The sequence below is a fragment of the Rhizobium sp. PAMB 3182 genome, assembly GCF_052908355.1.
Map to the genome: position 1 here is coordinate 3,453,615 of NZ_CM128607.1, position 14,576 is coordinate 3,468,190.

Consider the following 14,576-nt stretch of genomic DNA (forward strand, 5'->3'; position numbering starts at 1 on the left):
GGGGGGCATTCGAGTGTATGTAGCAATGAACCGTTTCAAGGTCGCCTGCGGCGCGGAAACGACATTCGAGAATGTCTGGAAGAACCGCGATTCGAGCCTGGCGAGCGTGCCGGGCTTCGAGGGTTTCAGGCTGTTGCGCGGCAAGACATTCGCGGAAGAGGGATATACCCTCTTTGCATCGCACTCGCTCTGGAAGAGCGAGGCCGATTTTCTGAACTGGACGAAGTCGGAGAATTTCCGGCAGGCCCACAGGCACGCCGCCGACCACAAGGGAATGTATCTGGGACCGCCGGTGTTCGAAGGATTTACGGACGTCGAAGGAGCATGACGTGACTGCCGAACATGCAACGAGCGACGACTGTCTGGTGGAGGTCCTGCCGGTGCTGCCGTCGCTGGACCTCGACGTGACGCTGGCCTTCTACCGGGACAGGCTTGGATTTGAACAGGTTCCTCATGACGAGAAGTCCTATCTCGTCGTTCGCCGTGGCTGCATGGAATTGCATTTCTGGCAGGTCGACGATCCCAAACTCTGCGAAAACTCCTGCATCTTCCTGCGCGGCAGCGGCATTCGTGGCCTTTACGAGGAGTTCAGCGAAGCGGGTCTCGATCATCTGAGCCCTTTATGCGAACGCCAGCCGGACGTGGTGGAGTTCTTCGTTCACGATCCGCACTGGAACCTGCTGCGCTTCAGCAGCATGCCCTGACCGGGCACATCGCCTGCAGCGAAGGGGCTTCAGCGCTCGGATTTCGCCGGGAAGAACGCGCCGAGGCTGATCAACAGCCATCCTGCCATCATCAATACGCCGCCGGATGGTGCTGCCATCGGAAACAGAGCCGCGCCGGTGAAGTGGCGGCTGACGAGATCTCCCGAAAAAAGCAGGATGCCGACGAATAGCACGACGGCTGCTACCGGGATTGTCCGCGCCTTCGTCCACAGCGCAACGAGGCCGATGAGCACCGGCGCATGGCTGAGGCAGATCAGCGAGGCGTTGCCGAGCAGGTAGCGGTCGCCGAGATGGCTGGCGGCGGCGGCAAGCGCAACGCCGGAAAGGCCCGTCAGCCCGGCAAGAAACAGGATGATATTCTGGAGTCTCGGCAAGGGCTTATTCCCGGTTCTGCATATGATGGGCGAGGCGCTCGATCGGCGGCCAGATGATGGCCCTGAGTTTCTCGTTCTCGATCGTTTCATCCATGGCACGGCGGAAGCACAGGAGCCATTCGTCGCGCTCCAGCGGTCCGATCGCGGCCATGAAATGCCGGCGGCGCAGCATGGGATGGCCGTGCTTTTCGACATAGACGGGCGGTCCGCCGAGATAGCCGGTCAGATAGTCGTAGAGCTTCTGCTCGGAGCCGGACAGATCGGCCGGATGGATGGCGCGGCAGCGGGCGGCTTCCGGCAAGGTGTCCATCAGTTCATAGAAGCGGCGGGCGAGGGCCTTGACGGTGGCGTCGCCACCGATGGCCTCGTAAAGCGTGATCGTTTCGTTGCTCATCATTACCAACCCTTGTTCCATTGTCATATTCGCAACGGTGCAGAGACCGCAAGCGCACGGCCCGTCATGCGGCGTTTCGGCGCGCCCGTGTGGCCGGCCTGCATCGCGGGGCTTGATTGCTTCTCCGGCCGGTGATTGGGTGCGGCGGCTAAATCCGAGGACAAGGATTCGGGGTCGGGGATGACGGACGGTATGGAACAGGCGGCAGGGACAGTATCTACCGAAATCGCCATCATCGGCGGCGGCACGATCGGCATGACGATCGCGCTAAGGCTCAGGAGCGAGGGTCATGAGGTCCTGATCATCGAACCCGGCGAGCCGGGCATGGGCGCCTCCTACGGCAATGCCGGGACGATCGCCGACTATGCCATCATGCCGGTCGGCACGCCGGCGGTACTGAAGAACCTGCCGTCGCTGCTCTTCGATCGCGACAGCCCGCTCGCCATCCGCAAGGCCTATCTGCCCGCGCTGCTGCCCTGGCTTGTGCGGTTCGCCTGGCAATCGCTGCCGGCCAATGCGGCGCGCAACACCGCGACCATTGCCGGCCTGCTGTCCGGCGCGGCATCGTCCTGGCGGGAACTCGCGGCGGAAATCGGCGGCGAGGGCCTCATTCGCGAGAACGGCGCGCTTTACCTCTATTCCTCGAAAAAGGATTTTCTGGGCGCGCAGAAAGGGTTCGCTGAGCGGCGCAATTACGGCGTGTCGCAGGCCCTGGTCGGCCCGGACGAGGTGGCGGCGCTGGAACCGGCACTGCCGCCGATCGAGGGTGGCGGCGTTCATTTCCGCGATGCGATCCATCTGGCCGATCCCGGCGGAATGATGCGGCTGCTTGCGGCGAAGCTGACGGCTGAGGGCGTGCCGTTCCTGAAGACGAGCGCAAAGACGCTGACACGGGTGAACGGCGGCGTGGAGATTGGGGCGGGGCAACTTCGCGTCAAGGCGCAGCGCGTGGTGATCGCCGCCGGCGCCCATTCGCGCGCGCTTGCCGCCCAGGCCGGCAGCCGCGTGCCGCTGGAGACCGAGCGTGGCTATCATCTCGAATACGACCTGGACGATGTGCCGCTGACCCGGCCGACCTGCCCGACCGAGCGCGGCTTCTACTTCATTCCGATGAACGGACGTCTGCGGGTTGCCGGAACGGTCGAGCTCGGCGGAACAAAAGCGCCGGCGAGCCCGCATCGCCTGGCGGCACTGGAGCGCGGCGCGCGCGAGGTCTTTCCGTTCCTGAAAGACAGGACGCCGGACCGGACGTGGATGGGCTTTCGGCCGTCGATGCCCGATTCCGTGCCGGTGATCGGTCAGTCCGGCGGTGGAGATGACGTCATTCTCGCCTTTGGCCATGGGCATATCGGGCTGACGCTGTCGCCGGTCACCGCCCGCATCGTCTCCGGCCTCATCTCACGGCGCGGCAACAGCAATGACATCGCCGCCTATTCGCCGGCGCGGTTCTGAGGTCTGGAAAAAAAAAGCCGCGGGCGAGACGCCCGCGACTTCCGGATTTTCAAGCTGCCTGCTAGCCGTTGGTTTCGGCGACGATGCCGTTCAGCACGCTTTCGATGCTCGGGTGCGGCTGGATGAGCGCCTTCGGGTAAGCCATCAGGTCGACGCCGAATGTGTTCATTTCGTCGAGCATGCCGGGGGACTGCTTCTGCCCGGACGGCGCCGAGGAGACCGTGCCGTTCAGGATTTGGTCCAGCAGGTTCTGCGCCTGGTCGTAGGAAATGTTCTGCTGCTTGTCGAGGAAGCCGACGAACTGCTTGTAGTCGCTGGACGTGGGGTCCAGGATCGATGCCTTCAGGCCGGTGACGTAGTAGGTGTAGTTGAAGTTGAACGTCACCTTCTTGACCGACGTGCAAGGGGAGGTGAACTCCTGCTGGCTGGAATCCACCTCGATCCGGTAATACTTGACCTTCGGGAAGTAGATCGTCGTGTCGCTGCCGGCGGCGACGGGCACCGCTTCGTGGCACTGGCCGAGAAGGGCCGTCGCGAAGGTACGGCTGCGGTCATCCCAACTCGTGCGCAGCGTATCGCCGACACTGGTGATGAAGTTGCCGACCTGGCTGATGATGCTCGCCGGCACCACGGCGGCATCGAAGATCAGTTTGAGGAAGCTGGTGTTGAAATCGGCGATCACCTGCGTGGCCGAATAGGTCTCGTTGGTGACGCTGAAATTGGTCAGCCCGCCGGCCTGGGCCAGCATCATCTTGATCATGTTGTTGACGGCCGGATCCCATTTCGTCTTCGGAACGGCATCGCCGGGCGGCACCTTGGACGGATTCTTGACGAGGAAGGCGAACATCGGCTCGCGAATGGTCGAATAGAAGTTGGAGATCTTGTCGCACACCGCACGTCCCGTCTTGAATTCCGGATTGCTGGTGACGAACGAGGAAGACAGGTTGACGAAGGAGATCAGGCCGTCACTGTCGGAGAAGGCGTCCTGGTTGGCGGCGGCGAGCTTCATCACGTCCGTCGGCGTGGTGGTGCTCAGGATGTCGTCAAGTGTGGCGTGGGCCCGTTCGAGCATGAGCATGGCGGTTTCCTCCCGGTTGGATTGTTGGCGGAATGCGGCACGGTGAACACCTTGCCTGGGCAGGTCGTCCGGCACGAGAAGATTGGCGGCCTGATGCGGCGGCGGGTAGGCGGTCGGATACCCGCAGATCACCCAGTTTGAGGTCATGCCGGGCACGATGTAGCCCGGTATGCTGGCATCGGGGATCCAGATGTAGGTGGTGTCCGGCCGCTGCTCGTTTCCGTAGGGATTGACGGGGGTCCCGCCGGCTGGCTGGGTTCCGACGACATATTTCGAGCCGCCCCAGACATGGGGCGGATGTGTTGAGACAGGCACCCAATAAGAACCTCCGCCGAAGCGGGCGACTTCATAGTGTTGGTGATGCGTCAGAGACCAGTTCCAGGTGGCGGTTATATTGGCAAAGACATTGTTGTGTCCCTGCCAGACCTGAACCCCGGCCCATCCCGCGATGGTGGTTCCGGGAAGATAGAGCGTTCTCGGCATGTCCGTTCCTCCATGAGTGGATTGCAGGGCAATGGTCGAGCGTCGGCGGCATCCTGTAAACTATTCAAGATTGCATTAATGCAACTTATTGCCCTTATGATTGCATTCGCGCAATTCCGACCTAGATCCTGCTGAACAGGTCTCGCAACGCGGCCTTTGCATCCGGCGGCAGTCGTCGCAGGGCGTCGAGTTCGTTTGGTGCCGGCGGGCCTTTCGGCGACATGTCGCCCTTGCCCATCAGCAGCCAGTCGATCGAAATATCGAGCGCTTCCGCGAGCCGGACGAGATTATCCGAGCTGATCGGCTGTCCCTGCAGCCATCTTGTGACGGTGCTCGGGCTGACGCCGAGCTCATGCGAAAACGCAAAGAGCTTGCGTCGCCGCTTTGTCTCCATGGCGGTGCGCAGACGCGTGCTGACAGCTTGGGTGTCCATCGATCTCCCCTGGAGCGTATGGCTCTGGATAAAACATCTATGCGTGCATCTTTCAACCGTAATATCGTAAAAAGTGTATCCGGTTGTGAATGCAATTCCTGCTGCGTTCCTCTAGTCTGCGCCCGACGAACAGGAGATTTGCCGATGCATCGTGGTTCATGTCTGTGCGGCGCCGTCCGCTTCAAGGTGGCGGGTGAGCTCGGGGCGCCGGATGCCTGTCATTGTTCGATCTGCCGCAAGCATTCCGGCCACTATTTCGCCTCGGCCAATGTGCAGAAGGACAGCCTGACGGTTGAAGGCGAAGAGAACGTCACGTGGTATCAGTCGTCGGTGAAGGTGCGCCGCGGCTTCTGCTCGGTCTGCGGCTCCTCGCTGTTCTTCGATCCGCCGCACCGCGACTGGATCGCCATTGCCATGGGCGCTTTCGATGGCCCGACCGGGACGCATCTGGAGATGCATATCTTCGTCGCCGACAAGGGCGACTATTACGAGATCGCCGACGGCCTGCCTCAGAACGCGCACTAGGCGAGCTGTGTCATTCCCTTAGCAGTCGAACGATCTCGACCACATCGCTGACGGCGCTCTTGCCGGGCAGGGTTTCCAGGACCAGCGCCTTGCCGGTACTGCAGACATGTTCGAACGGGCAGACGAGATCGCCGGCGGCAATGGCCGGAGCGACCAGGCTCTGATGGCCAATCAGGACGCCGGCGCCGGCCTTGGCTTCCTCCAGCGCCAGGCTGTAGAGCGAATAGCGCGGGCCCTGCGGTCCACCCGGCAGCGTCACGCCGCAGCTTGAGAGCCAGAGCTCCCAGTCCTCCTCCCACGACCGGTCGAACAGCAGCGGCAGGCCGGCGAGATCCTCCGGACTGGAGACGCGGTCGAGGAGGGCGGGCGCGCAGACCGGATAGATCAGGTCCTCCTCCAGCACGGTCTCCGACGGCAGGCCCATGGGCTTGCGGATGAACAGCGACAGGTCGAAGAGTTCGCGCTTCAGGTTCGGGGCGTTTTCCAGCGCCGTGACCGACAGCCTTATGCCTGTCAGATGCCGGCGGATGCCACTCAGCCGCGGCGACAGCCACAATTGCGCGATGCTGGGCATGGTGGCGATGTGGATGTCGGTGACTGGCCGGATGCCCTGCAGCGCCCTGACGGCTTCGCCGAGGTGATCGAAGGCGGCAACGAATTTCGGCAGCAGCGACTTGCCGACCGCTGTGAGCCGCACGCCTTGTGCGTGGCGGATGAAGAGGTCGGCTCCGGTCCAGTCCTCCAGCGTGCGGATGTGCTGCGACACCGCACCCGGCGTCACCGACAACTCTTCGGCGGCTTCGGCAAAGCTTTCCAGCCGGGCGGCGGCCTCGAAAGCGCGAAGCGCGTTGAGCGGCGGGCCCTTGGGGCGCGGAGGCGAGACCGGCATTTTCTACCCTCAGTTTTTCTAAACTCAAAAATAGCAAATCTGATTTGCCCGGTCTTGCGGAAAATCGGATGCTCGCGCCAACAAAGGAGATCGGCCATGACATTGTCCCGCAGAAACTGGGTTCCCGAACAGTGTGAAACGCGCGTGCTGGAGATTGCCGGCGAGGTTGCCCGGCAGGCGTCCGGCGGCGTGCTCGCCCGCGTCGAAGCGCTGGCCGAGCGCAACCGCGAGATCCACGAGAAGGAATGCTTCAATCTCAACCCGGCGACGAACGTCATGAACCCGAAAGCCGAGGCACTGCTGGCTTCGGGCATCGGCACGCGCCCGTCGCTTGGCTATCCCGGCGACAAGTACGAGATGGGGCTGGAGGCGATCGAGGAGATCGAGGTGATCGCGGCCGAACTGGCGGCGGAAGTGTTCGACGCGAAATATGCCGAAATCCGCGTGCCGTCGGGCGCGCTTGCCAATCTCTTCGGCTTCATGGCGATCTGCAAGCCGGGCGACACGATCATCGCGCCGCCGGCCTCGATCGGCGGCCACGTGACGCATCATATTGCCGGCTGCGCCGGCCTCTACGGTCTGCGCACCGTTCCGGCGCCGGTGCGCGCCGACGGCTACACCGTCGATGTCGATGCCTTGCGCGAACTCGCGCGCCACGAACGACCGCGGCTGATCACCGTCGGCGGCAGCCTCAATCTCTTCGAACATCCGGTCGCGGAAGTGCGGGCGATTGCCGACGAGGTTGGCGCCAAGGTGATGTTCGATGCCGCGCATCAATGCGGCATCATCGCCGGCAAGGCCTGGACGAACCCGCTTGCCGCCGGCGCGCATTTCATGACGATGAGCACGTACAAGAGCCTCGGCGGTCCGGCCGGCGGGCTGATCGTCACCAACGAGGCCGAGATCGCCAAGGCGCTCGACGCCATCGCCTTCCCGGGCATGACCGCCAATTTCGATGCGGCCAAGTCCGCCGCGCTCGCCGTCACCATGCTTGACTGGCGCGATTTCGGACAGGCCTATGCGGCAGAGATGATCCGCATGTCGATGGCGCTCGCAGAAGCGCTGGCGCACGAAGGCCTGCCGGTCTTTTCCGGCGCGGACGGCTATACCCGTTCCCACCAGTTCGCCATCGCGGCGGCTGAGTTCGGCGGCGGACAGGCGGCGTCGAAGACGCTGCGCCGCGCCGGCTTCCTCGCCTGCGGCATCGGCCTGCCGATCGCGGACGTCAAGGGTGACATGAACGGCCTTCGCATCGGCACGCCGGAACTGGTGCGCTGGGGCATGACGGCGGCCGACGCGCCCCGTCTCGCCAAGCTGATCGCCGCCGGACTGAAACGCAACGACCCGGAGGCGCTCGCCCCCGAGGTTGCCGAATGGCGCCGGACCTTCGACACGGTGCACTTCGTCAACTGACGACCGGCAATGGCTCCAGGAACGTGGCGGATCGATCTTCGCCACGTTTCAGTCGATGGCGTCGGCGTAGATGTCGAGAATGCGTTCGATGCTGGCGAGGATGAGGTCGCGCGCCATCGGCCTGACCTTTCCACTCTCGACGAGCGGTTCCAGATGGCCGAGATACTGGCTGATGAGCGGTCGCGGTATCAGAGCTCCGTCCAGGCAGGCAAGCAGTGCCGAAACGGCCGCTTGCGCTGCGGGATCGGGCCAGTAATAGCGGATCCGGTCCGAAAACGAATAGTGCCTCTGCACATACTGCTCCGTGCCGGTGCCGTGATAGTACTTGCGCCAGTTGCCCGGCTTTTCCTGCATCAGGCGTTCCATGCTCGCGGGGAGGGCTTCCCGGTCGCTGTCACGAACAAGAATGCCGGCGATGCTGTCGAGGCCGTAGAGCGCTTCCCTCAGCGCGAATGTCAGCCACGGGCCGACCTTCAGGATGGCGAAGCCATCGTCGACCAGGCGACGTAGCGCCTCAGCGCTCTGATAGTCCGTCGAATGCGCCTCGAAGACGAATTGCGGCATGTCGTTCAATGCTGCGGACAGACTGACTGCCTTGTCCGGCGCGTATTCCACGACCTCGGCATTCCCGAATTCGACGCCGGGCTGGACCACGACGCCGGTCACCCGTTCGAAGGCGCTTTCCAGCCCCAGCTTTGAGAACGCGTCCCGGTGGATTTCGACTGTCCGCAGCGCGTCTTCGGGCTTTGTGACTTCCAGATGGTCCAGCGCTTCCGAAGCGCCACCCGGAACGGGCACCTCGGTGCCGATGATGTAGGCGGGCAGGGTGCCTCCGGTTGCCTGGACCGAACGTTCGGCGGCGGCCGCGAGCCTTGCGGCGCGTGCCGCGATCACTTCATCGGGCAGCGGCGAGGGATCATCGGCGCAGCTCATGCTGGTGTCGAGATGCAGCTTGGTGAAGCCCGCCACTGCGAAGGCTTCGATCATCGTTACGGCCTTTTCCATGGCCGTGTCGGCATTGAGAGCGGTCCACGGATTGGGGCCGAGATGATCACCGCCCAGCAGCAACCGGTCGATAGGAAAGCCGACCTTGCCGGCGATGTCCTCGACGAAACTGCGGAAGTCGGCGGGCGTCATGCCGGTATAGCCGCCGTCCTGGTTCACCTGATTGCAGGTCGCTTCGATCAGCACCGGTCCCTCGCGACGAAGACCATGGCGAAACGCCGCCTCGATCACCATCGGATGGGCCGAGCAGATGGAGACGATGCCGGGCCGCCGGCCGGCGCGCCGGGCGGCCGGCATGTCGGCGAATTGTCTAGTGACGCTGGTCATGCCCGATGCTCCCGGCTTGCAATAAACGCTTCGATGTCGGCCATGGAGTGAATACCCTCCATAGGCCCCTTGCGCGTCACGGCAAGCGCGCCTGCCGCCGTGGCGATGCGCATGGCCTGTTCGGGTTCGGCGCCGCGCAGCCACATTGAGATGAAGGCAGCCCCGAAGCAGTCGCCGGCTCCCGTCGGGTCGACCTCCTCGACCGGAAATGCGGTGCTCGCGACAGTTCGGTCCCGATCGAAATAGACTGCGCCGGCTGCGCCCTTCTTGAGCACGATCACCGAAGGCCCTCGGGCTAGAATGGACCGGATGGCCGCGGCCTCGGATTTCTCGTCCGAGAACAGGAAGAGTTCGTCGCCGCTCGGCAGAAAGACGTCGGTCAGCTCAAACACGCGCGCCAGTGCCTCGCGCATGCCCGGCAGCGAGAGAATCTCGCGTCGGATATTGGGATCGAATGACACGGTACCGCGCCGTTCCTTGATGGCAGCAATCCCCTGAAGCGCCACGTCGGTCGCTTCCGGCGAAAACAGGGACGATCCCATCACATGCATATGATCGGCGCCCTGAACCAGCGCACGCGCGGCATCGCCAAAGGCAAGCGCGCCCGCGGCGCTGTGCTTGATGTTGAAGACGAAATGCCGGCTTGCGTCGCTCCGGTAGGTGACGAATGCAGTGCCGGTGGGCAATTCCGGATGGGTCGTGATCGCCGATACGTCGGCGCCCAGCGCTTCCAGCCGGCGAATGTTCAGTGTTCCGAAATCATCGTTGCCGACACACCCGATCAGCCCGGCCGGTTGGCCGAGGGCCGCCGCCTGGCCGATGAATATGGCGGGCGCGCCGGAGGGAAACGGTCCGACGAGCGGGCCGGCCGTCAGGAAGCTCTGGTCTAGCCTTTCCGCCATGATCTCGACGAGAATCTCACCCGACGTCACGATTTTCTTCACTGGCTCTCCCTCGTCCAAGTTTTGTGTGGGCACTGCCCCAAGCAGCTATTCTGTCTCATGCCGGGTGTATTACCCCTGTCTCGCGAATACGTCGAATGGCGAGCGTCAAAATTCCAGAACGCCCGGTTTCGCCACGGGATGAAATGCGAGATGTCGTCCCGGCAGGGCAAGGGCCGCGGCGCCGACGAGCCCGGAATTCTGGCCAAGCGCGGCTCGTACCACCGGTACTTCGCGAAAGGCGGGCATGGCGCGTCGTGCGATATGATCCGCAATGCCGGCATGCAGCCGGTCGAATTCGTTCGACAGGCCGCCGCCCATCACGACGATCTCGGGGCTGAGAATGTGGATGAGGTTGGTGATCCCGCGCCCGAGCGTCTCGGCCTCTTCGTCGATCAATTGATTGGCGAAGACGTCGCCCTCCCGGGCGGCGCGGAATATCGCCCGGCTGTTGATCGGACTGCCATCACGGCCGAGAGCCGTGTCGGTGCGTCCGGACGCACGCTGGCGCGCGCGGCGGGTGAAGGCAGTTCCCGACGCATAGGCCTCGAAACAACCACGGTTTCCGCAAGGGCAGGGTTCTCCATCCGGCGTGATCGTCATATGGCCGACATGGCCGGCCATGCCCATGCGGCCGCGTACGACGCGCCCGTCGGCAATGATGCCGCCGCCGATGCCGGTGCTGACCGTCACGTAGACGAGACTGTCATATCCCTTTCCAGCGCCAAACTGCCATTCGCCGATGGCTGCGGCGATGCCGTCGTTTTCGAGTGAGACGGTGAGAGCGAACTGCCGTTCCAGTTCGGCGCGCAGGGGAAAGCCATCAAAGCCTGAAAGGGTCGGAATGTCGCTTGCAATGCCGGTGATGGTATCGACCGGCCCCGGCGTCGAAACGCCGACGCCTGCCGGCCCAAGGTTTGGCCGCGAGGCGATCAGGCCACGGGCGAGGCCGAGTATCTGGGAGAGCACCCGCTCGGGGCCGCCGGTCGCATCGGTTTCGTCCTCGTCCTGCGCAAGGATGTTGCCCCGTTCATCGACCAGCGCCGCGCGAACCGAGGTTCCTCCGAGATCGACACCTATGGCGAAATGCTCCATCGGAACTGGGCCTTCTCAAAGGGCGCGGAGCCACGCCATGCGATCGGCGAGCGATGGCGCGTTGAAGGCCAGCGACCCGAGCACGACCGTTTCGGCACCTGCCTCACGCAGCAATGGCACCGTATGTTCGCGGATCCCGCCATCGGCGGCGAGCACGATGCGGTGGTCGGCACCGCAATCGGCAATGATCTTCTTGGCTTCAGCAAGACGGTCGCCAGCCTTCTCGTCGAGGCCTTGTCCCTTCACGCCGATCGCGGTGCCGAGCAGGGTAATGAAATCGAGATGGGCGGCATATTTCCGGATCCGCTCCACCGGCGTCTCGACCCTAAGCACCATGCCGGCGGCAAGGCGTCGCTGGTCCAGAAGTTCGAGAGCCTTCTCGGCGACGCTCTCGTTTTCGACGTGCAGGCTGATCAGGTCGGCGCCGGCATCGGCAAACTGTTCGATCTGCGGAAGGATGACCGCGTCGGCGACCATGAGATGGACGTGGATCGGTCGCTTCGACGCCTTGCGAACGCCCGCGACAAGGTCCGGGAAGAACAGCATGGCGGGGGCGAAGTGACCGTCGGCGACATCGACATGCAGGACATCGACATATTGTTCGACACGGGCGAGGTCGTCGGCGAGCCGCATCAGATCGGCGGACCAGACGGAGAATTCGGCGATCAGCCGGTCCTTCGGCAGGTCAGCGATCCAGGTCTTGTGTTGATCACTCATTGTCTTCGATCTCCTTGAGAAATTGTCCCAGCGCCTCATGGAAGTCCGAGACGTAGCGCGTGCGGTCTTCCGCCTTGGACGTGATCTTGGCGAGGCGTGCGCCCGGAATCGCCGCAGCCAGCGCTTCGGCATGGGTAATAGGGTGGATGATGTCGCGATCGTGGCCGATGACGAGCGTTGGCACGGTGATGGCGACGATTTCGGCCTCGCTGACGCCGGGACCGTCATTCGAGATCGCCGTCAGCAAGGCGGCTGTCACGGCGATGGGCTCTCTCGAAAAGAAACCGGTGAGCGAGGCGAGATTGTCCGGCGCTTCCTTGGCGAGCCGCTGTCCGGTCTCGCTGGCGAGGACGGCGGTCTTGGCTTCTTCCGGCGGCAGGGTTTGCAGCAGATGGCCGACTTCGGCATTCGGCCGCATGTTGTCCGGTGCGGCCGCCGCGATCCAGGCGGGTCGCGCGAGGATCAGGCCGCGGACGAGATCGGGTCTCGTCACCGCAAGCCTCAGGGCGATCGCCGCGCCCATCGATATGCCGCCAACCACCACCGGCGCCGTCAGCCGCGTTTCGATATAGGCGGCGATATCCTCGGCAAAGGTTGCGATCGACAGGCGGGAAAGGTCCCCGGCCCCGGAGTCGCCGTGACCGCGCGCTTCGATCGTGATGCGGCGATAGCCCGGCAGCGGCGGGAAGGCTTCGGCGGTCTGTCCGGCGTCACCGCAGAGCCCGTGCTGGAAGACGACCGGGATACCCGCCTCGTCGCCATCGACGTTCAGGACCGTTCCATCAACGGTTTCGAACGTTGCGAGGCTCGTCATGCGGACAGCGCCTTCAGATGGTCGGTGAGGAAGATCGCGACGTCCCGCGCCTCTATGGCCGCAAGGCCATGGGTGACGAGGCTGCCGGAAAAGCCGATGTCCTTGAGCTTGCCGAGATAATGTCCGTAGTCGAGGACGCCCTTGCCGGCGGTTGCAAAACGGCCGTCGGGATAGCGGTCCTTGGCATGCGCCATCACGATGCGGTCGGCTAGAAGATCGATGGCGGCGGATACCGTACGCTTCTGTTCCTCGAGCGTCGCCACCTCGAACAGATTCGCCGGATCGAGCACGATCTTCAGCCGCGGGCTCTGCATTTCGGCGATCAAGCGGCGTGCCTTTTCGGCGGAGTTGATGACGTTGGCCAGTTCCGGCTCGATGCCGAGGTCTACATCGTGGCGGTCGGCGATCTCCACGGCGATGGCCATCGCGTCCAGAAGATCGCGCCAGGCCTCCGGCGTGTTGTTGTCGGGATGCTCCTTCCACTGGTCGATCGGATCGCGGGTGCCGGTGCAGAGCGTGATGAGCCCGGTCGACATCGCTGCCGAGCTTGCGGCAATCGTTTCAAGCCTCCGGTGTCCGGCTGCACGTACGGCCGGATCGGGATGGATCATGTTGTAGGTGCCGGAGACCGCGACGATCTCGACGTCCGTGCGTGCGGCGGCATCGGCAACGCTCCGCGCGTCTGCCTCGTCGATGACATCGGGCATCGAGGGAAGGCCGGAGCAGGCCATGTTGTACTGGGCCGCGCCGAAGCCGGCCGCGGCAACCGCTTCAAGGACCGTCAGCGGGTCCTTGCCATCGAAGGTCTTGGCGAAGATCCCGAGCTTCATCAGACGCCGCCCGAGACGTCGGCAAGGGCGACCGGCTTACGGCTTTCCACGGAGCGTGCGATCGCCACCATCGCCTGGACCGAGGCGAGGCCGTCGTCAATGTTTGCGCCTTCCATGGCGGCGCCGTCGAGAATGGTGCGGGCAAAGCCCTCGAGCTGGCGGCGGTAGAAATGGCCGTCCGCACCCAGCACCCGGTGGGTTGCGCCATCCGCCTCGCGGAAGATGTCGACCTCGCTCGACTTGTAGTACCAGGGGTTATAGGTCTTGCCGAGAATGCTGCCGTTCTGACCGTAGATCTGAAAACCCTCGTGCCAGTCCATGCGGACCTGAACCGTCAAGTCGAGATGGCCGAGCGTGCCGGAGGCGAATTCCACGTCGACGAACCAGCACCAGATCCCGGCCCGTTCGGAAAGCCTCGCATCCACCGAAACGATGTCGCCGGCAAAATAGCGTGCCGTGTCGATCAGGTGGCAGCCATGGGCGAGCATGTAGTAGCGACGCAGATCCGCCTTGGGATTGGCCGACGGTTTCCTGGCATTGGCGCTGGTGACAATCAGCGGCTGCACGGCATCCGTCATCGGATAGCGGTGGGTGCTGTCGCAATACCAGGCCTTGAGCGCGACCAGCTCTCCCATCTCGTCGCGGATGAAGGATTTGGCGGCCTGCAGGCCAGGGTCGAAGCGCTTCATATGGCCGACCTGGAAGACCTTGCCCGAACGGGTCACGGCCGCCTTCAGGTCGCGGCATTCCTCGACGGTCAGGCCGACAGGCTTTTCGCACAGCACGTGCTTGCCGGCTTCGAGCGCCCGGATGGAGGCGGGGACGTGGAAGGCATCGGCAGTCGCGATGATCACCGCATCGAGATCCGGATCGGCGAGCATCCTGTCGTAATCGTTGTAGCTCTTCTCTGCGCCATGGGTGATCACCATGCGTTCGCGCAGGTCGTCGGCGACATCGCAGATTGCATAAAGATCGGCGTTGGCTGCCTTGGTGCAGCTCTCGAAATGCGCTGCCTGGGCGATCTGGCCGGCGCCCAACACACCGACGCGGAGACGTTTTTCCTGCTTTGCGGGCATGATAT

At 63.7% G+C, this 14,576-nt stretch carries 17 protein-coding genes; 5 read left to right on the plus strand and 12 right to left on the minus strand.

The window, feature by feature from the left end:
- The first annotated feature begins 13 nt into the window (after nt 1-13).
- Together ACU5AZ_RS16595 and ACU5AZ_RS16600 are read left to right on the plus strand one after the other, a co-directional pair.
- A complete protein-coding gene (locus tag ACU5AZ_RS16595) occupies nt 14-328 on the plus strand; it encodes an antibiotic biosynthesis monooxygenase family protein (protein ID WP_446823438.1) in 315 nt (104 codons plus the stop codon).
- 1 nt (nt 329) lies between these two features.
- Entirely contained in the window at nt 330-704 is a 375-nt protein-coding gene (locus ACU5AZ_RS16600; RefSeq protein ID WP_446823439.1) for a glyoxalase superfamily protein, read from the plus strand.
- Between the two features lie 29 nt (nt 705-733).
- Here ACU5AZ_RS16600 and ACU5AZ_RS16605 read toward each other — a convergent pair whose 3' ends face one another.
- Entirely contained in the window at nt 734-1,099 is a 366-nt protein-coding gene (locus ACU5AZ_RS16605) for a DUF423 domain-containing protein (RefSeq protein ID WP_446823440.1), read from the minus strand.
- Between the two features lie 4 nt (nt 1,100-1,103).
- On the minus strand, nt 1,104-1,493 hold the full coding sequence (locus ACU5AZ_RS16610; protein ID WP_446826031.1) for a globin domain-containing protein: 390 nt from the start codon (nt 1,491-1,493) through the stop codon (nt 1,104-1,106).
- Between the two features lie 180 nt (nt 1,494-1,673).
- Between ACU5AZ_RS16610 and ACU5AZ_RS16615 the strand changes: the two genes are divergently transcribed.
- Nucleotides 1,674-2,945, plus strand: coding sequence for an NAD(P)/FAD-dependent oxidoreductase (locus ACU5AZ_RS16615; protein ID WP_446823441.1), 1,272 nt, complete (start codon nt 1,674-1,676; stop codon nt 2,943-2,945).
- A gap of 61 nt (nt 2,946-3,006) precedes the next feature.
- Here ACU5AZ_RS16615 and ACU5AZ_RS16620 read toward each other — a convergent pair whose 3' ends face one another.
- On the minus strand, nt 3,007-4,506 hold the full coding sequence (locus ACU5AZ_RS16620; RefSeq protein WP_446823442.1) for a hypothetical protein: 1,500 nt from the start codon (nt 4,504-4,506) through the stop codon (nt 3,007-3,009).
- A 121-nt stretch (nt 4,507-4,627) separates the two neighbouring features.
- Complete coding sequence (locus ACU5AZ_RS16625) at nt 4,628-4,939, minus strand: helix-turn-helix domain-containing protein (RefSeq protein ID WP_446823443.1); 312 nt, start codon at nt 4,937-4,939, stop codon at nt 4,628-4,630.
- Nucleotides 4,940-5,083: 144 nt separating this feature from the next.
- Here ACU5AZ_RS16625 and ACU5AZ_RS16630 point away from each other — a divergent pair, with 144 nt between their 5' ends.
- A complete protein-coding gene (locus ACU5AZ_RS16630) occupies nt 5,084-5,464 on the plus strand; it encodes a GFA family protein (protein ID WP_446823444.1) in 381 nt (126 codons plus the stop codon).
- Nucleotides 5,465-5,474: 10 nt separating this feature from the next.
- On the opposite strand, the gene ACU5AZ_RS16635 is transcribed toward ACU5AZ_RS16630, so the two are convergent.
- Nucleotides 5,475-6,353: a LysR family transcriptional regulator gene (locus ACU5AZ_RS16635; protein ID WP_446823445.1), complete on the minus strand. Its 879-nt coding sequence runs from the start codon at nt 6,351-6,353 to the stop codon at nt 5,475-5,477.
- A gap of 96 nt (nt 6,354-6,449) precedes the next feature.
- On the opposite strand from ACU5AZ_RS16635, the gene ACU5AZ_RS16640 reads away from it, so the two are divergent.
- Nucleotides 6,450-7,766, plus strand: coding sequence for an aminotransferase class I/II-fold pyridoxal phosphate-dependent enzyme (locus ACU5AZ_RS16640; protein WP_446823446.1), 1,317 nt, complete (start codon nt 6,450-6,452; stop codon nt 7,764-7,766).
- A gap of 48 nt (nt 7,767-7,814) precedes the next feature.
- On the opposite strand, the gene ACU5AZ_RS16645 is transcribed toward ACU5AZ_RS16640, so the two are convergent.
- From ACU5AZ_RS16645 to ACU5AZ_RS16675, 7 genes are all read right to left on the minus strand, one after another.
- Nucleotides 7,815-9,098: a D-tagatose-bisphosphate aldolase, class II, non-catalytic subunit gene (locus ACU5AZ_RS16645; RefSeq protein WP_446823447.1), complete on the minus strand. Its 1,284-nt coding sequence runs from the start codon at nt 9,096-9,098 to the stop codon at nt 7,815-7,817.
- On the minus strand, nt 9,095-10,042 hold the full coding sequence (locus ACU5AZ_RS16650) for a sugar kinase (protein WP_446823448.1): 948 nt from the start codon (nt 10,040-10,042) through the stop codon (nt 9,095-9,097). Before ACU5AZ_RS16650 ends, ACU5AZ_RS16645 begins: the two co-directional genes overlap by 4 nt.
- 105 nt (nt 10,043-10,147) lie before the next feature.
- Complete coding sequence (locus tag ACU5AZ_RS16655) at nt 10,148-11,134, minus strand: ROK family protein (RefSeq protein WP_446823449.1); 987 nt, start codon at nt 11,132-11,134, stop codon at nt 10,148-10,150.
- Nucleotides 11,135-11,149: 15 nt separating this feature from the next.
- Complete coding sequence (locus ACU5AZ_RS16660) at nt 11,150-11,851, minus strand: ribulose-phosphate 3-epimerase (RefSeq protein ID WP_446823450.1); 702 nt, start codon at nt 11,849-11,851, stop codon at nt 11,150-11,152.
- On the minus strand, nt 11,844-12,665 hold the full coding sequence (locus tag ACU5AZ_RS16665; RefSeq protein ID WP_446823451.1) for an alpha/beta fold hydrolase: 822 nt from the start codon (nt 12,663-12,665) through the stop codon (nt 11,844-11,846). Before ACU5AZ_RS16665 ends, ACU5AZ_RS16660 begins: the two co-directional genes overlap by 8 nt.
- A complete protein-coding gene (locus ACU5AZ_RS16670) occupies nt 12,662-13,495 on the minus strand; it encodes a sugar phosphate isomerase/epimerase family protein (protein WP_446823452.1) in 834 nt (277 codons plus the stop codon). Before ACU5AZ_RS16670 ends, ACU5AZ_RS16665 begins: the two co-directional genes overlap by 4 nt.
- Nucleotides 13,495-14,571 carry a Gfo/Idh/MocA family protein gene (locus ACU5AZ_RS16675; RefSeq protein ID WP_446823453.1) on the minus strand — a complete coding sequence of 359 codons (1,077 nt, stop codon included), beginning with the start codon at nt 14,569-14,571 and terminating at the stop codon, nt 13,495-13,497. Before ACU5AZ_RS16675 ends, ACU5AZ_RS16670 begins: the two co-directional genes overlap by 1 nt.
- Nucleotides 14,572-14,576: the final 5 nt, after the last annotated feature.